Origin of the sequence: Kribbella sp. NPDC051620 (assembly GCF_044453825.1) — a bacterium.
Classification (GTDB): Bacteria; Actinomycetota; Actinomycetes; order Propionibacteriales; family Kribbellaceae; genus Kribbella.
Genome location: NZ_JBITDB010000009.1, coordinates 149,644 through 166,731 on the forward strand (window position 1 = coordinate 149,644; position 17,088 = coordinate 166,731).

The 17,088-nt window shown below is 68.1% G+C and carries 14 protein-coding genes; 5 read left to right on the forward strand and 9 right to left on the reverse strand.

Translation table 11 applies throughout. From position 1 onward, the window contains the following. Positions 1-5: 5 nt before the first annotated feature. On the reverse strand, positions 6-1,436 hold the full coding sequence (locus ACIA12_RS37350; protein ID WP_396372108.1) for a PQQ-binding-like beta-propeller repeat protein: 1,431 nt from the start codon (positions 1,434-1,436) through the stop codon (positions 6-8). A 61-nt stretch (positions 1,437-1,497) separates the two neighbouring features. After that, on the reverse strand, positions 1,498-2,952 hold the full coding sequence (gene argG / locus ACIA12_RS37355; RefSeq protein ID WP_396372109.1) for an argininosuccinate synthase: 1,455 nt from the start codon (positions 2,950-2,952) through the stop codon (positions 1,498-1,500). A 59-nt stretch (positions 2,953-3,011) separates the two neighbouring features. On the opposite strand from argG, the gene ACIA12_RS37360 reads away from it, so the two are divergent. Further along, complete coding sequence (locus ACIA12_RS37360) at positions 3,012-4,046, forward strand: zinc-dependent alcohol dehydrogenase family protein (protein ID WP_396372110.1); 1,035 nt, start codon at positions 3,012-3,014, stop codon at positions 4,044-4,046. Here the strand turns inward: ACIA12_RS37360 and ACIA12_RS37365 are convergent. Continuing rightward, a complete protein-coding gene (locus ACIA12_RS37365) occupies positions 4,043-5,272 on the reverse strand; it encodes a helix-turn-helix domain-containing protein (protein WP_396372112.1) in 1,230 nt (409 codons plus the stop codon). The two genes, ACIA12_RS37360 and ACIA12_RS37365, sit on opposite strands and share 4 nt — an antisense overlap. A gap of 161 nt (positions 5,273-5,433) precedes the next feature. Here ACIA12_RS37365 and ACIA12_RS37370 point away from each other — a divergent pair, with 161 nt between their 5' ends. Genes ACIA12_RS37370 through ACIA12_RS37380 form a run of 3 tightly spaced genes read left to right on the forward strand, consistent with a single transcriptional unit; the run spans position 5,434 to position 8,869 of the window. Continuing rightward, on the forward strand, positions 5,434-6,672 hold the full coding sequence (locus ACIA12_RS37370; protein ID WP_396372113.1) for a DegT/DnrJ/EryC1/StrS family aminotransferase: 1,239 nt from the start codon (positions 5,434-5,436) through the stop codon (positions 6,670-6,672). Then, entirely contained in the window at positions 6,665-8,125 is a 1,461-nt protein-coding gene (locus ACIA12_RS37375; RefSeq protein ID WP_396372115.1) for a hypothetical protein, read from the forward strand. Before ACIA12_RS37370 ends, ACIA12_RS37375 begins: the two co-directional genes overlap by 8 nt. After that, entirely contained in the window at positions 8,126-8,869 is a 744-nt protein-coding gene (locus ACIA12_RS37380) for an amidohydrolase family protein (RefSeq protein WP_396372116.1), read from the forward strand. It abuts the gene before it with no gap. Here the strand turns inward: ACIA12_RS37380 and ACIA12_RS37385 are convergent. Together ACIA12_RS37385 and ACIA12_RS37390 are read right to left on the reverse strand one after the other, a co-directional pair. Further along, entirely contained in the window at positions 8,844-9,788 is a 945-nt protein-coding gene (locus ACIA12_RS37385; RefSeq protein WP_396372117.1) for a dihydrodipicolinate synthase family protein, read from the reverse strand. The genes ACIA12_RS37380 and ACIA12_RS37385 overlap by 26 nt on opposite strands. Continuing rightward, positions 9,788-10,906: a mandelate racemase/muconate lactonizing enzyme family protein gene (locus ACIA12_RS37390; RefSeq protein ID WP_396372119.1), complete on the reverse strand. Its 1,119-nt coding sequence runs from the start codon at positions 10,904-10,906 to the stop codon at positions 9,788-9,790. Before ACIA12_RS37390 ends, ACIA12_RS37385 begins: the two co-directional genes overlap by 1 nt. 99 nt (positions 10,907-11,005) lie before the next feature. Here ACIA12_RS37390 and ACIA12_RS37395 point away from each other — a divergent pair, with 99 nt between their 5' ends. Next, the gene (locus tag ACIA12_RS37395) at positions 11,006-11,968 is read left to right on the forward strand and encodes an LLM class flavin-dependent oxidoreductase (RefSeq protein WP_396372120.1); all 963 of its coding nucleotides are present in this window, start codon (positions 11,006-11,008) and stop codon (positions 11,966-11,968) included. Here the strand turns inward: ACIA12_RS37395 and ACIA12_RS37400 are convergent. Genes ACIA12_RS37400 through ACIA12_RS37415 form a run of 4 tightly spaced genes read right to left on the reverse strand, consistent with a single transcriptional unit; the run spans position 11,965 to position 17,060 of the window. After that, positions 11,965-12,780, reverse strand: coding sequence for a carbohydrate ABC transporter permease (locus ACIA12_RS37400; protein WP_396372121.1), 816 nt, complete (start codon positions 12,778-12,780; stop codon positions 11,965-11,967). The two genes, ACIA12_RS37395 and ACIA12_RS37400, sit on opposite strands and share 4 nt — an antisense overlap. Continuing rightward, entirely contained in the window at positions 12,780-13,712 is a 933-nt protein-coding gene (locus ACIA12_RS37405) for a carbohydrate ABC transporter permease (protein WP_396372123.1), read from the reverse strand. The genes ACIA12_RS37400 and ACIA12_RS37405 overlap by 1 nt, the downstream gene beginning before the upstream one ends. 23 nt (positions 13,713-13,735) lie before the next feature. Continuing rightward, positions 13,736-14,998, reverse strand: coding sequence for an ABC transporter substrate-binding protein (locus ACIA12_RS37410; RefSeq protein WP_396372125.1), 1,263 nt, complete (start codon positions 14,996-14,998; stop codon positions 13,736-13,738). Between the two features lie 55 nt (positions 14,999-15,053). Continuing rightward, positions 15,054-17,060: a hypothetical protein gene (locus ACIA12_RS37415; protein ID WP_396372127.1), complete on the reverse strand. Its 2,007-nt coding sequence runs from the start codon at positions 17,058-17,060 to the stop codon at positions 15,054-15,056. Positions 17,061-17,088: the final 28 nt, after the last annotated feature.

The window sequence follows — 17,088 nt, forward strand, 5'->3', positions numbered from 1 at the left end:
TGACGTCAGCCGGTGCGCGGGAAGGTCGTGATCCGCCCGCCCACCTTGATGACGTCCCCGGCGGACGCGAACCGGCCCTGCGTCGTGGAGACCTGGCCGTGCTCGGCGCCGTCGCTGATCAGGGTGTAGCGCTGGCTCTTGCCTCCCACCGCGTCGACGACGGTGGTGTGCGCGATCGCCGTACCGTCGGAGGACTGTTCGATCGACGCTTCGACCTGGTCGCCGCGCCCGGGCACGTCCACCAGCTTGCCGGTGGTCGTGTCGGCGATGGCAGTAGCCACGACGTGGTGGTCCCGGTCGCGCTGCTCGACCGCGACGTACCGGCCGTCGACGCGGCTTTGAAGCGCCACCGACCATCGGCCATCGAGGGGTACCTCACGCAGGGTGCCGGTCCCAGGGTCGAGGAAGACGGTTTTGGTGCCGTACACCGCCCGCGCTCGTCCGTCGACCACATCCAGTGTCTCCAGCCCGTTGAGCCGTCCGAACGGAGTCGACCAGGGTTGACCGCCCGCGAGGGGAGTGCCCTTGGCGAGCCGGTGGCCATCCTTGGCGTAGGTGAACTCGACGAACGTCTGGCCCGCGATGACGAAGTCGCTTCGGGTCGCCCGTACCGCGGTTGCTACCTGACCTGTACGCACGTCGAGTACCGCGGTCGGCGCCGACCCCGAGGCGTTGCGCACGGCGATCCAGTCGGACCGAGCCACCCAGCGGTTGGGGCGGTAGGAGCCTTGCCCGCCTGACCCCGCGGTTGCTTCACCGGCGTGCGTCCACAGCTTCTTGCCGGTCGCGAGGTCGATTCCTGTCGTCGTCTTGTCGCCGGTGAACACCACCACGGTGTCGTTCGCTGTGAACGGTTCCTGCCGGCCGACGTCCTGGCTCCACCGGGTCTTGCCGTCGGCGATCGAGATGACCGCCGCCCGGTTGTCGCGCTGAGAGCTGCCGCTGTCGTCGAACAGCAGCACGGCATCGGTGCCGAGCTGTTTCCAGTCGGTGCTGCCCGAGCCGCCGAAACCGTTCTTCCACAGCTGGTTGCCGTCGTCGATCGCGCGGCCTTGCACCTCGCCGGTCTGCTGGTCCAGCGTGACGGCGAGCTTCTCGTCGGCCGCGATCAGGCGGACGTCCGGCTCGACCTTCCAGCCGGACGGGGTCATCGGCGGGATACGGACCACGAGTATCCCGGTGACGACCAGGGCCACGGCGGTGAGTACCGCGGCGCTGCGTAGTACCGGGCGGGTCCGCAGGAACGCGACCACCAGCGCGATCGCGCCGACTGCCAGCGTGGCGATCCACACCGGCCAGCCCCAGTCGAAGACGATCGTCAGGACGCCGAGAACAGCGGCTGCCGCGAGTACGACGACCGCCGCGACGGTCCGTCGGCTCGCCGGCCGGTGCTTGCTGTCGGCAACGGTGCTGCCGGCAACGGTGCTGTCGGGCATGCGGCCCTCCCTCGGGGCGGAGACGGGACGGCCAGCATGCCAAACAGGGAGGTCGGGCCGGTCAGTCGGTACCGGACTCCATCGCGGCGCTGTCGAGCAGGGCGTCGTCGGGGTTGGGCTCGCCGCGGGAGGCGATCGCGTCGGCGCCGCCGGTGGTCATCTCGCCGATCAGGGTGGTCTCGCCGAGCTGGTTGGTCTCCGCGCCGAGCAGCTGGGCGTGGGCGGTGCCGATCAGGCCCAGGCCGGCGTACTGCTCGAGCTTGGCGCGGGAGTCGGCGATGTCCAGGTTCCGCATGGTCAGCTGGCCGATCCGGTCGACCGGGCCGAAGGCGGAGTCCTCGGTCCGCTCCATCGACAGCTTGTCCGGGTGGTAGCTGAACGCCGGGCCGGTGGTGTCGATGATCGAGTAGTCCTCGCCCCGCCGCAGCCGCAGCGTGACCTCACCGGTGATCGCCGAGCCGACCCAGCGCTGCAGCGACTCGCGGATCATCAGCGCCTGCGGGTCGAGCCAGCGGCCCTCGTACATCAGCCGGCCGAGCTTGCGGCCCTCGTTGTGGTACGACGCGACCGTGTCCTCGTTGTGGATCGCGTTCACCAGCCGCTCGTACGCCGCGTGCAGCAAGGCCATCCCGGGCGCCTCGTAGATGCCCCGGCTCTTGGCCTCGATGATCCGGTTCTCGATCTGGTCGGACATCCCGAGCCCGTGCCGGCCGCCGATCGCGTTGGCCTCCAGCACCAGGTCGACCGCCGAGCCGAACTCCTTGCCGTTGATCGTCACCGGCCGGCCCTGGACGAAGCCGATCGTGACGTCCTCGGTGGCGATCTCCACCTCGGGGTCCCAGAACTTCACGCCCATGATCGGCTCGACCGTCTCGATCCCGGTGTCCAGGTGCTCGAGCGTCTTCGCCTCGTGGGTCGCGCCCCAGATGTTCGCGTCGGTCGAGTACGCCTTCTCGGTGCTGTCCCGGTACGGCAGGTCGTGGGCGACCAGCCACTCGCTCATCTCCTTGCGGCCGCCGAGCTCGGTGACGAAGGCGGCGTCCAGCCACGGCTTGTAGATCCGCAGCTTCGGGTTGGTCAGCAGGCCGTACCGGTAGAACCGCTCGATGTCGTTGCCCTTGTACGTCGAGCCGTCGCCCCAGATCTGCACGTCGTCCTCGAGCATCGCCCGGACCAGCAGCGTGCCGGTCACGGCCCGGCCGAGCGGGGTGGTGTTGAAGTACGCCCGGCCGCCGGTGCGGATGTGGAACGCGCCGCAGGTCAGCGCGGCCAGCCCCTCCTCGACGAGCGCGGCGCGGCAGTCGACCAGCCGGGCGATCTCGGCGCCGTACTCGCCGGCGCGACCGGGGACCGAGTCGATGTCGGGCTCGTCGTACTGCCCGATGTCGGCGGTGTACGTGCAGGGGACCGCGCCCTTGTCGCGCATCCACGCGACCGCGACCGAGGTGTCGAGCCCTCCGGAGAAGGCGATGCCGACCCGTTCGCCGACGGGCAGAGACGTGATGACCTTGGACATGAGAATAAGTATGCATTGGTCTGCATGATCATGCAAACCGGGTGGATAGGATGGCCGGCATGCGCGCTGTTGTGATCCGCCAGTACGGCGTACTGCCCGTGGTCGAGGAAGTCGCGCCGCCTGTCGCTGAGCCGGGTGGGGTGGTGCTGAAGGTCGAGGCGACCGGGCTGTGCCGGAGTGACTGGCACGGGTGGCAGGGGCACGACCCGGACATCGTGCTGCCGCATGTGCCCGGGCATGAGCTGGCCGGGACGATCGCCGCTGTCGGTTCCGGGGTTTCCGGCTGGGCGGTGGGGGATCGGGTGACGTCGCCGTTCATCTGCGCCTGTGGGTCGTGCGAGCAGTGTCTGGCAGGCAATCAGCAGGTCTGTCTTCGGCAGCTGCAGCCGGGCTTCAACTACTGGGGTTCGTTTGCGGAGTATGTCGCTTTGCCATTTGCTGCGGTCAATCTGGTGCGGCTGCCGGATTCGCTGGACTTCGGTACCGCCGCTGGGTTGGGGTGCCGCTTCGCTACGTCGTTCCGGGCTGTGCGGCAGGTCGGGCGGGTGGGAGCTGGGGAGGACGTGGTGATCTTCGGCTGCGGTGGGGTGGGGCTGTCCGCGGTGATGATCGCGGCGGCCCTTGGTGCTCGGGTCATCGCCGTCGACACCAACCCTGCGGCTCTGGAGCTGGCCCGCTCCTACGGTGCGGCCGATGTGGTGCTGTCGTCGGATGACGTAGTACCGGAGCTACTGGAGCTGACCTCTGGCGGAGCGCAGGTCACGATGGACGCCCTAGGGTCCGCTGCCATCGTCCAATCAGCATTGACCGCCTTGCGTCCGCGAGGGCGGCACATCCAGGTAGGTCTGCTACCGGGCGGCGTACAGCTCGATGTTGGCCGGTTGATCGGCCAGGAGCTCGAGTGGCTGGGCAGCCACGGCATGCCCGCCCACGCCTACCCCGAAATGCTCGCCCTAGTCGCCACCGGCAACCTCACGCCCGCCAAGCTCATCACCCGAACAATCACCCTCGACGAAACACCAGCCGCCCTAGCTGCCCTCAGCAACGGCACCCCAGCCGGCGTAACAGTCATCAAGCCTGATCTAGCGAGTTAGAGGCGGATTAGGTAGACGGTGGGTGGGCGGCCGGTTCGGCCGTGTTGTTGGCTGCCTATGGGGTCGGCCAGGCCTGCTCGTTCCAGGCGTTTGAGGACTCGGCGGGCGGTGCGGAGTTGGACTGCCAGGTGTTCGGCTACGTCTTGGGTGGTGAGGCCGTCGGGGAGGGTGGCGACTAGTTCGCGCATGCGGGAGAGGGTTTGGGTGTTGAGGCCTACCCGGCGGGCTAACAGCGGGAGGGACTCTGGGGCGCGGTCGGGGGCCGGTTGGTCCTGGTCGCTGGAGGGTTCGATGACTATTTCCACGTCGTCGGACATGGAGACGACACCGGCGACGGGGCCCATGGAGGCGGCTCGGCTGACTGCCCGGCGGGCCAGGGCTTCGGCTTCGGCGGCGGTACGGCCTACGCCGAAGCCGACTCGGGCGGTGGCGTGACGGGCGGCCAGGGCGTCCAGTAGGGGCATACGGCTGAATTGCTCGGTTGCCTGCTCCAGGAGGCCGCGGGTGGTGACTACCAGGTTCCGGCCGTCGGGGAGGATCGCGAGGCTGCCGCCGAGGGTGATGAGGTCGCGCGCGAGCGCCTCGTCGGGCTCGGCGAGTTCGATGATGCCGAGCGCGACCTGGGCGTCGCCGACGTGCTGGCCCGTGGTGGTGAGGACGAGCGCCTGCAGGGTCGACTGGATCGAGTACCGCGAGGGCGCGAGCCGCACGGACGGCATCTCGTTCTCCAGCAGGTGGAAGGCCGAGCCGAGGCAGCTGATCGCGATCTTGGTGTCGTGCTGGTCGCGGGCGCTGCGGTGGAACGCGACGATGTCGTTGGAGGTGAGGCCGGCCCGGTACGGCAGTACCTGGATGTCGTCCGTCGGCAGCTTCGCCTCGATCAGCGTCTCGAACACTTCGCTGCGCCGCAGCGTGTCGATCGACAGCCGGGTGACGTCGTGGCCGAGCCGCAGCAGCTCGACGAGCGCACGGAGCAGGGTGGCGCCGTCGTACGAGACGTACATCGCGGGCCGGTCGATGACGCCGGCCTCGGTGGCGATCGTGAACGGCACGACGCCGGTGAAAAGGATCGCGTCGACCTGCTCGTGGACCTGTTCGACCAGCTGGACGGCCTCGGTTTCGTGCCGGTACGGCAGCGGGACCAGGGTCGCCGGATGGTTCGCGGTACCGACGGCGAGGACACGCTGGACCAGGTCCTCCGGGCCGATGATCCCGACGCTGATCACTGCGCTGCGCTCCTCAGGAGGCCGATTTCGATTCAGGTCCGGCCCTCAAATCGGCACAATAGCGCACTGCTTGCGCGATGTGAGGCAACTTGACGCCGTCTGACACCGTCTCCTACCTTTCGGTCAGGGCCTAAATTATCGCCGACTGGGGAGAGGTACTCATGACCGACGACCCAGTACGCCGTACGCCGCTGCCCGGAGTGCTCGAACCGGCCGGCCGGACGATCGGCGCGGAGGAGCGTGCGGCGGTGCTGAGGGTGCTCGACTCGGCTGTGCTGTGCAGCACCTTCGGCGGCGAGGCGCGGGCGCTCGAAGCGGAGATGGCGGAGCTGTACGGGCGGGAAGCGGTCGCCTGCAGCTCCGGTACTGCGGCGTTGCACCTCGCCGTCGCGGCCGTCGGGTTCGACCCGGGGGACGAGGTGATCACGACGCCGATCTCCGACTTCGGGACAGTCGCGCCGATCCTCGCGCAGAACGGCGTACCGGTGTTCGCGGACGTGGACCCGGTGACGGGGAATCTGGACCCGGCTGCGGTGGAGGCGGCCATCACGCCGCGGACCCGGGCGATCATCGTGGTGCATCTGTTCGGTGCGGCCGCGGATGTGGTGGCGCTGCGGTCGATCGCTGACCGTCATGGGTTGATGCTGATCGAGGACTGCGCGCAAGCCTGGCTGGGGACGACTGCCGGTGGTGAGTTGCTGGGGACCTTCGGGGACATCGCTTGTTTCAGCCTGCAGCAGTACAAGCACATCACCGCCGGCGATGGCGGGCTGGCGATCACCGCTTCCTCGGAGGTGGCGACGCGAATGCGGCTCTTCATGGACAAGGGGTGGGATCGGTCCGGTGGGCGGGTGCACTTGATGCTCGGTCTCAACTACCGAATGACCGAGCTGGTCGCCGCCGTCGCGCGGGCTCAACTGGCGAAAGTCGCCGACGTGGTGAAGCGCCGCCGGGAATCGGCCGAGCAATTGGTGTCGGCGCTTGGAGGGTCTGTGGTGCCGGCGCTCGGCGGGGCTGCTCGTCCGGGCGGAGGCGGCTCGGCCGGAGGCGCGTTGGCTGGGGTTGCGTTGCCCTCGCTGGCAGGACATGCCTTCTGGCTGTTCCCGCTGATCGTTGCGGGCGATAACCACGTGTGGGCGGACGGGCTGATTGCTGAAGGCGTACCTGCCTCAGCCGGCTACCTCGACCGCACCCTCTATGCGAACCCGGTCTTCAGCGGGCCGGTCTACGGAACCTCTCGCTATCCGTTGGAGGGCAGGGAGTATCCGCCCGGCCTGTGCCCGAATGCCGAACGGCTGATCGACCAGACGCTGGTTGTCCTGCCGTGGAACGAGGCGTATACCGAGACAGACGTGGACGACATCGCCCGCGCGATCCGGAAGGCGAACCCCGATGGCTGACTGGCTGACCCGGTCACCCGAGGAACACATCCAGTACGACGTCGACGTCCTCTTCGGCCGCTGGCCCAGCCACCCCACCGACATGGACCTGGCCGGGCTCAAGAAGCACCTGGCCCACCACCACATCCAAACCGCCCTGACCCTCTCCACCCGAGGCGCCCTCTTCGACGACCGAGCAGGCAACCTCGAAACCCTCGCCGCCACCCGCCAGACACCGAGCTCGCCGCCTCCGGCGACCTCGCACCTGGATCAAGTGCGTGAGGCCATCGAGATCAGCCGTCGACCAGGCGACCCGCCGAGCTCGTCGCCTTCGGCGACCTCGCCGGCTGATGACGATGGCCAGGCGGATGGGGCCGGTGGACGAGGTGGACGGTCGGCCAATGCCGGTGGGCAAGGTGGACAGTCGGCGAACGCTGGTGGGCAAGGCGGACGGTTGGGTGGTGCTGCTGCTGGGCTGGCGGCTGCCTCGGGCTCGTCGCCTTCGGCGACCTCGCAGTCGGGGGAAGTGCGGGTGGGGCTCGGAGGCAGTGGGCAGGTGGGTGGTTTGCCGGGCTCGTCGCCTTCGGCGACCTCGCCGGCTGATGAAGATCGCCAGCCGGGTGGGGCTGGTGGACGAGATGGACAGTCGGCCAACGCCAGTGGGCAAGGTGGACAGTCGGCGAACGCTGGTGGGCAAGGTGGACGGTTGGGTGGTGCTGCTGCTGGGCTGGCGGCTGCCTCGGGCTCGTCGCCTTCGGCGACCTCGCAGTCGGGGGAGGTGCGGGTGGGGCTCGGAGGCAGTGGGCAGGTGGGTGGTTTGCCGGGCTCGTCGCCTTCGGCGACCTCGCCGGCTGATGAAGATCGCCAGCTGGGTGGGGCTGGTGGGCTGGCGGGCGATGCAAGTGGTCAGTCGGATGGGGCGGCTGGGTTGGCGGCCGGGGAAACCGGTGGGTCGGGGGTGCGGTTGGTTCCTGTGGGGACGGTGGATCTGAGGGACGCGGTGGGGGCTGCGGAGCAGTTGGATTTGTTGGTGGGGAGTGGGGTTCGGTTTTTGCGGTTGTTTACCGGGGTGCAGGGGGTGCAGGGGGAGACTCCGGCGTATCGGTATGTGGTGGGGGAGGCGATCGCGCGGGGGATGGTGATTTTGCAGGATGGGGATCCGCGGAAGTTCGGGGCGGTGCTGGCGGGGCGTGGGGCGGACGTGATCTTCCTGGATCTTCATGTGTATCTGCTGGCCGACTTCATTCTGATGGCCAAGGAGGAGGCGGGGTTCAGGGCGACTACCCGGATGTTGTCGAGTCCGGATGGGATCGAGCGGGTGGTGGGCAGCGTGGGGGCGCGGCATCTGGTGTTCGGGTCGCGGACGCCGTTCATGGATGTTTCGCCGCAGACGTTGCGGTTGAGGTATGCGCGGATCAGCAGCCAGGATCGGGCGTTGATTGCTGGGGGCAACGTTCGGGAGTTGGTGAAGTAGATGCGGATCATCGATGTGCATGGGCACTGGGGGCCGTGGCCGTTTCACCTGGACGTGGGGGACGTCGCGCTCAATCTCGAGTTGATGGATCGGTACGGGATCGAGCTGCAGATCGTGTCGGCGGCAGAGGCTGTTGTGTACGACGCGGTGGCGGGCAACGCGAAGTTGGCTGAGGTGCTCCAGGAGCAGCCGCGGCTGTTCGGGTATGCGGTGGTCAACGCCAACCGGCTGGAGCGCAGTGCGCAGGATCTCAAGGACTGCCTCAGCACCGGGCGCTTCATAGGGGCGAAGATCCATACGACCTATCCAGGGGTACCGATCGGGTCGCCGTTGATGGCGGATGCGTTCGACATGCTGGATGAGGTCGGGGTGCCGTTGTTGTTGCACACCTGGGGCGCGGATGTCGCGTTGTTGCCGGGAATGCTGGAGACCAGGCCGAATCTCAAGGTGATCGCAGGGCATGCGGGCGGCGACGCGTGGCGGGAGGCGGCGAAGGCGGCGGTCGAGTGCGATCGGATCTATCTCGAACACTGCCGGACGGTGACGGACGCCGGCCGGATCGCGTTCGCGCGCGCTGCCGGCGTACCGATGGAGCAGTTCCTCTTCGGGACGGACTCGACGTTGATCGATCCGTGCATCTCGCTCGGCGTGATCCGGGACGCGGGCTTCACCGAGCAGGAGTTGACGCAGGTGCTGTCGGGTAATGCGCTGCGACTGTTCAAAGGCCTTGCAGACAATGGATGACGAGGTCGCGCTCCGACCGCGGCAGCACGGGTCCGTAGGGGTCGTGCGCGGCTTCCTCCGGGATGAGCCCTTCCCAGACCGCGGCCCACAGCATGCGCTGGACATAGCCCTCGATGGGAGCGTAGAAGGTGGCAGCGGCGAAGCGGTCAAGCCGCTCCGACGCAAGCAAGAAGCCTGACGAGTCCCCGGCCGTCCACGCACGCAGTACTGCGGCCGAAAGCTCCATCTGTGCCGCAGCGATGCCCACCAACGCGGTATCGGCGCCCCACATCATCGACGGCCCGTACATCCGGTCCTCGCCCGTGATCAACAACTTCCCGGTACTACGCCCCGCCCAGATCGCGTCCTGACACTCCACGGCCCGGTCGAGCGTCGCCGTCTTCACCCCGAGCATCTCGGGAAGCGACAGCAACTCCTTGATCAGCGAAGGCGAGTACGGATACCCACCAGCCTCCCCATGCAGGTAGAAGCCGACCAGCGGCAGCCCACTCTCGGCGGCAACCCGCTGATGCAGCCGTACCGCCGCTGCCTCTCCATCAGCCAGCTCCCCATACGCAGCAAGCGGATAGACCATCACCGCATCGGCCCCGAAGCCCGCTGCGGTGATGGCCATCGCCACCGTGGCGTCCTCCGCCTCCCGCACTCCCACAACCCCGGTACTCCGGGGGACACCGACCCCCGCGACCAGCGGCGCCGTAGTAGCGGCCCGCCAAGTCGCCAGGACTTTCCCCCGGTCCGCCTCACTCAGGTAGAGCCCTCGCCCGGTATGAGCCCACACCGCCACCCCACCGATCGGCCCGGCCGCTATGGCCGACGCATAGGCCGCCAGCGCGTCGTACGCGACCACCCCGTCGGAACCCATCGGTGTGACGACAGCGGGCAGCAGCGTGCCGCGGAGTTGATCAACCAGTGCATGCATCAGAGGTCATGTCCCAGTCCCGGCCGAGTAGGCACTTCCACCCAACCATTGACGTCCCTGAAGGTCTTGGGGGCCAGCGGCTCCTCCCGCACGAGCAGCGGTCCGACCAGGTCAGCCGGGACGGTAGCACCCGGCACAGCCGCAGCCAGGTGTACTGCGGCCAGTGTCGCCACCCCCAGCTCCGGCATCGACCCCACCTTGACAGCCAACCCGGCCGCCTCGGCCAGATGAGCTATCTGCAACGCACGGTGCAGCCCACCCACCTTGAGGATCTTGATGTTCAGTACGTCGGCAGCACCCCGCCGGACGATCTCCAGAGCGTCTTGCAGCGACTGCATGCTCTCGTCGACCATCAGCCGCAGGTCAAGCCGCTCCCTGAGCCGCACGAGCCCAGCCAGGTCCCACCGCGGCAGCGGCTGCTCCACCAGCGCCAGCCCCGCAGCGGCCATCTTGGAAAGCACCGGCAGCGCAGTGGCCGCGTCATACCCCTCATTGGCATCCAGGCACAGCTCCGCACCCGGTGGAAGTACAGCAAGGACTGCCCGTACCAATTCGAGGTCCCGTGCGGGGTCCTCCCCACCCTTCACCTTCAGATGCCGGAACCCCCGCTCTGCGTACTGCGCAGCCTCCGCCGCCATCTCGTCCAGCGTGCCGAGCCCCACGACCCAGGCAGTCTCCACCCGGGAGCGGATGCTGCCGCCAAGCAGCGCATGCACCGGCCAGCCGCTCAGCACACCAGCCAAGTCGTGCAGGGCGATGTCCAGCCCCGACTTGGCCACATGCTGGCCGCGCAATGCGGCGTCCATCAGCAGATGAGCACCAGCCCGGTCGAGCGGGTCGTGGCCGACCAGGGCCGGCGCGAGGTGCTCCTCGATCGCCGTACGAACCCCTGCGAGCGTCTCGCCGGTGTACGCGGTCATCGGTGACGTCTCGCCGATGCCGATGACACCGTCGGTCGTCTCGACCTCCACCACCAGGCTGACCAGCTCGTTGCTGACCCCGCTGCTGATCCGGAACGGCCGCCGGTAGGCAGCCCGCACCACTCGGGTACGGATCTGCGCGATCGAACCGGCGGCCGCGGCGGCCGGCAGACCGATGGGCTGCGATGCAACACTCACTAGTCTGCCCCCTGGAGTCGCGCCACGTAGGAAAAGCACTTACGGTCAAGACCGTAAGTATCTGACACGGTTGATGTCAATGGACGGAAAGGCGTACCTATGCGGCTGGGCCTCTATCTGAACTTGTACGGCACCGAGGCGGATCGACCCTCCTTGCTGGACGGCGTCGAGCAGGCTCGCCTTGCCGAGCAGGCGGGCTTCGAGTGGGTCGTGCTCGGCGAACGGCACCTGCACCGTCCTGGCTATCACGAGATCCTCACCTCCGCGACTTGGCTGGCGGCGAAGACCGAGCGGATCGGCATCGCGACCGCCGGCATCGTCGCGCCGCTGTACCAGCCCGTCGTACTGGCCGAGGCGCTCGCGCATCTCGACGTGCTGTCGGGCGGGCGGCTGACCGCGGGGTTCGTGCTCGGCTACCGGCCGGAGGAGTTCGCCCTGTACGGCGTCACGCAGGCCGAGCGGGTCGCGCGGTTCGAGGAGTGCCTCGACCTCATCACCCGGCTGTGGACCGAGGACGAGGTCACGTACGACGGCAAGTTCACCAGCCTCCACGAGGCGTTCCTGTCGCCACGGCCGGTGCAGAGCCCGCGCCCGCGGATCTGGAACGGCGGCCGCGTCTCCGCGATGCTCGAACGCACCGCCCGGATGTGCGACGGCTGGACCACCTCGTTCAACGAACTCGACGCGGACCTGCCCGGCAAGATCGCGGAGTACCGGTCGTACGCAAGAGGCGAAGGCACGCTCGGCGCCGAGGTGATCATCTGCCGGGAAGGCTTCGCGGCCCAGACCTCGCAGGAAGCACGGCAGAGCCTGGAGGAGCCGTTGCGCGATCTGTATGACGCCTACACCGGCTGGAAGCGCACGTCGGCCGATGCCTCGCGCTACACCCAGGGTTGGGACGACATCGTTGCCCGCGGCATCATCGGCTCACCGGTCGAATGCGCCGAGCGAATCCAGCACTACGAGGAAATGGGCGCCGACGGCATCATCCTCCGGATCCAGCCGCCCGGCATGCCGCAAGCCGATGCGCTAAAGGCGATCGAGGCCTTCGGAAACCTCTAGGCCTTCAATCCCGACATCGCGATGCTGTCGGTCAGGTACCGCTGCAGCAGGCCGAAGACGAGCAGGCTCGGGACGACGGTGATGGTCGCGCCGGCCATCACCTGGTTGATCGGGACGGCCTCGGTCTGCAGGCTGGCCAGGCCGACCGTCAGCGTCTGCATGGACGCCGACTGACCGATCACCAGCGGCCAGAGGAAGTCGTTCCAGTGCCAGAGGAAGACGAAGATGCCGAGCGTCGCCAGGGCCGGCCGGACCAGCGGCAGCACGATCGTGGTGAACGTCCGCCACTCCGACGCGCCGTCGAGCTCGGCCGCCTCGAACAACTCGTCCGGCAGCTGGCTGATGAACTGGCGCATCAGGAACACGGCCTGCGAGTTGGCCAGTGTCGGCACGATCAGGCCCCAGTACCCGTCCACCCAGCCGAGCTTCGCGACCAGGATGTACGACGGGATCAGGGTCGCCTGGAAAGGCACCATCAGCGTCGCCAGAAAGGCCCAGAACATCAGCTCGCGACCCGGGAACCGCTTCTTCGCAAAGGCATAGCCGGCCATCGCCGCGAACAGCAGGATGAAGAGCACCGAGACGAGCGAGTAGACCAGCGAGTTGATCGTCCAGCGCGGGATGTCCGAGCTGGACAGTACGTCGGAGAAGTTCTGCCAGGTCCAGCGGGATGGATCGAGCGCACCCGGGAAGGTCTGCCCGCTCGGCGGCGCGAAGGCGACCAGCACCATCGCGGCGAACGGCAGGATCGTCACGATGGCGGTCAGCGCGAGCAAAGTCGGCAGGGTCAGCCGAGCCGGGCGCACCAGCATCAGTCCTCCCGTCCGACGAAGCGGCGCTGGATCAGCGAGACGACCAGCACGATCAAGAACAGCACCAGCCCGATCGCGCTCGCATAGCCGAAGTCGAAGAACTTGAAGCCCGAGTCGTACAGGAAGTACACGAGGGAGTAGCTCGACCGGACCGGACCGCCGGCCGTCATCACGTACATCGCGTCGAAGACCTGGAAGGCGCCGATCGTCTCGATCACCAGCACGAAGAACAGGATCGGCCGCAACTGCGGCAGCGTGATGTAGCGGAACCGCTGCCAGCGGCCGGCGCCGTCGATCGTCGCCGCCTCCAGGTAGGACTGTGGGACCGCCTGTAGCCCGGCCAGCAGGATCAACATCGAGTACCCGAAGCCCTTCCAGGCCGACGTGACCGCGATCGACGGCAGCACCGACGCGGAGTTGCCGAGGAAGTCGTACGGGCCGAGGGAGGCCAGCCCGAGGACGCCGTTGAGCAGGCCGTCCTCGGCGTTGTAGATCCACTTCCAGAGCACGGCAGCGAGCACGATGCTGGTCACGTACGGGAGGAAGAAGACGCCCCGGAAGAAGCCGCGGCTCCAGACGACCTGGTGCAGCAGCAGCGCGGTACCGAGGGAGAGCAGGACGGTGAGTGGAACGAAGATCAGCGCGTACGTGAGGGTGACGAGCAGGCTGTCGCGGAAGAGCTGGTCGCCGAACAGCCGCGAGTAGTTGTCAAAGGCAATGAACGACCATCGGCCGTTGAGCCGGTAGTCGGTCAGCGACAGCAGGAACGCGCCGACCACCGGTACGAACCGGAAGACCACGAACAGCACCAGCATCGGTGCCACGAACAACAAACCGGCCAGCGAACGCGGCGACAGGCGCCGGCGCACCGCCCCTGCGGCCGGGCCTGTCGCCTGGTTCTGCGGGGAGGTCGCGCGGCCTCCCTCCGTCATTGCCGCGCGACCTCCCCGCGGGCTCACCGTTGTCGCGACAGCAGGTCGTTCGCCTGCTTCGCTGCGTCGTCCAAGGCCTGTTGAGGAGTCTTCTTACCGGTCAGCGCGGCCTGGAGTTCGACCGCGAGCAGGGCGTTCACCTGCCTGGCAGCCGGATTCGGCTGGCCTGGGAAGGCGTACTGCAGCGCTTCGGCGAACTTGCCCGCCTCGGCGTCCTTGGCCGGTACCTTCGCGTCGGTCCGCGGCGACAGGTAGCCGGACGCCGTGCCGAGGCTGACCACCTGCTTGGGGTCGATCATGAACGACAGGAACTTCTCCGCGCCGGCGACGTTCTTCGACGCCGCGTTGACGCCCAGCCCGCCGGGCAGCCCGAAGCCGACCTGCTTCTTGTCCTTCAGCGGCAGGCCGACGATCACGTTGCCCGCGCCCCAGGTGGTTTCCACCGTCTTGGCGTCGGCGAGCGTGTTGGCGAAGCCCATCGCGACCTGCTGCTTGCCGAGCGGCGCGTCGGCGACCAGGTTGGCATTCGTCAGCGCGCCCTTCGGGATCGCGCCGTCGTTGTACAGGCCGGTCAGGAAGGTCAGCGCCTCGACGCCGGGCGCCTCGTTGAAGGTCGCCTTCTTGCCGTCCTCGGAGAAGACCGAACCGCCGGCCTGCCACAGCAACGGGTAGAAGTTCAGGTTCATCGTCGCGCTCGGCGAGGCCGAGTAGTCCAGCGTCGCGACGCCGGCCGCCTTGAGCTTCGGTGCGGCCGCCTTGATCTCGTCCCAGGTCTGCGGCGGAGTGGTGATACCGGCCTTGTCGAGCAGCTTCTTGTTGTAGATGGTCGTCGTGACCGTGTGGTAGATCGGCGCGGCATAGATCTTGCCGTCGACGGTCAGCGCGTTCAGCGCGCCCGGCAGGAAGTTGCTCCTCGCCGGCTCGATCACCTTGTCGACCGGCGCCAGCGACCCGTTCTTCACGTACTGCGGGATCTGGTCCGGGTTCAGCACCACGACGTCCGGACCCTTGCCGCCGGAGAAGGCAGTGGCGAGTTTCTGGTCGCGCTCGGCCCAGGGCTGCTGCTCGATCTTCAGGTCCGTACCGGAGTTGGCCGCCTCGAAGTCCTTCTCGACCTGCGCCCAGTAGGCGTCGCCGGCCTGCTGGTCACCGATCACGGGATACATCCAGACGGTGACGGTGCTTGCTGACGACGACGGCTCGCCGGAGCCGCCGCAGGACGTGATCGAGGCCGCCACCGCCAGCACGGCGAGCGGTGCCAGGATGCTTCTGACGCTGGTTCTCATCGGACCCCCTCTAATAACGGTCCAGGCCGAAACTACTGGTTGTGAATTTCGGCTGTCAACGATTCAGGTCGATCCTGAACAGCTGTGCTCCTGTTGTGACCAGTAACTGGTGGTCACCCTGTACTGCGATCCGCCGGTTGGCCTCGGTCAGCCAGACGGCCGGTGGAGTGCGTTGCCAGGGGGTGAGCTTGTAGAGCTTGGTGCCGTCGATCCCGGCGTACAGGGCGTCCCGGGTCGCGACGATGTCACCGCCGGCCGTGGTGCTGCCCACGTCGAAGCGGCGCTTGAGCCGGCCGCGCAGGGTGTCGACGGCGAAGATCGTCTTGCCGGCCACGCCCCACAGCAGTCCGTCGGGGCCGATCGCGACCGAGCTGACCGTGCCGGCGCCGGCGATCGGGGTCTCCCAGAGCTTGCGGGAGTGCCGGACGTCCCAGGCGAAGACGGTGCCCTCGGCCCGGGTCGGCGGCGTCGTGGAGAGACCGCCGGTGATCGACGTGCCGCCGTACACGATGCCGTGGTCGGCGGCGAGGCCGAAGATGCTCTCGTCCTGGACGACATTGCGGAAGGTGTGGGTGGTACCGGTCTTCGGGTCGTGGATGGCGAGGGCGCCGCCGAGCCGGTCGCCCTCGGGGACGGTACCGATCGCGATCTTGCCGTCCACCTCGACCAGAGCCCGGGCGCGCATCTGCTGGTCGGCCTTCAGGTTCACGGCGAGTCTCGGGTTGTCGGGCGTGCCGGGTGGTCCGGGGGAGTACTCCGGGCTGCTCCACGGCTGGCGTGGGTCGTAGGAGTAGACGCGCGCCTCGGGGTAGTTGCCGATCCAGACGCGGCCGTCGGAGGCTTCCAGCAAGGCCTCGGTCTGGGAGAAGCGGTTGAAGGTGGCCGTGCCCGTTTGCGGGTTGACGACCGAGACACCGCCGTTGAGGAAGCCACCGGCGTAGGCCGACTGCTTGCCACCGGCAACCGAGAGGATTTCGATCGGCTCCCGGCGTACGGCGGACTGGATGATGCTCGACTTGCCGGTCTGCGGGTTGTAGCGGAAGAGCTCTCCCCGCCACAGTGTGCCGACGATGCTCTTGCCCGGATAGTCGGGCAGGCCGAGCTCGGCCCAGCCGATCGCGCGGGCGTTCTGGATCCGGCCGGTGAAGGTCAGGCCGGTCCCGGTCAGGGCCTTCGTTGCCGGGTCGTAGCGCTTCAGCTCGCCTTGCTGGATCAGGTACAGCTCGCCGTTGTCGCCGACCGGTGAGATGTCGAGGCCGTGAGCAGCGGGGATCTGGTCGGTCCAGGTGCGGGTGGCGAGGTCGAAGACGCAGAGCGGGGCCGGGTACGCCGTACTGAAGCGCGCGTAGAGCTTGCCGGCGCGCGCGGCGAGGTCGTAGATGGCGAGGTTCCTGATGTCCGGAATCCCTGGTGGGGAAGGGATTTCGGTCACTGCGCCGGTGGCCGGATCGAGTTCGGCGAGGTGGGCGTCGGGGTTCGTGCCGGCGTAGACCTTGCCATCGGCGTAGGCAATGCTGCGGATGTAGGGCTGGCCGTGGACGGCCTGGCCGTAGTCGCGGACGGCGCCGGTGGTGGCGTCGTACCGGAAGAGTTTGCCGCCGGGGAAGGTGCCGCCGTAGACGTTGCCTTGCTCGTCGGAGGTCAGGCTCCAGATGTAGTTCTCGCTGGCGACTGGGCGGCCGAGGTCCTCGACGGTGTCGCCCATGCCGGGGCGCCAGCGGTAGAGGTGGCCGTTGCTGTAGGTGCCGACGTAGATCGAGCCGTCGGGGGTCGCGGTGACGGCGTAGCCGGAGTCGGCGCCTTCGAGTGGGGCTGAGACGAGGCTGGCGCCGGTGGCCGGGTCCATGGCGTTCAGGTAGCCGGGTTTGCCGGTGGAGACGTTCCAGATGGCTGCCTTGCCGGCGACCGGGCCGGGGGCGACGGTGCCGCCGATCAGGAGTACGTCGGAGAGCGGGATGCCCAGGGAGACGGGGGTCGGTGGGGGTGGCTCGCTTGCTCGGGCGGTCGCGAGGGGCGCGAGGAGCAGGGCGGCGACGATCAGGAGCGCGCGCGGTGATCGCATCGGGGGTGACCTCCCGTGGGGCGGGGGC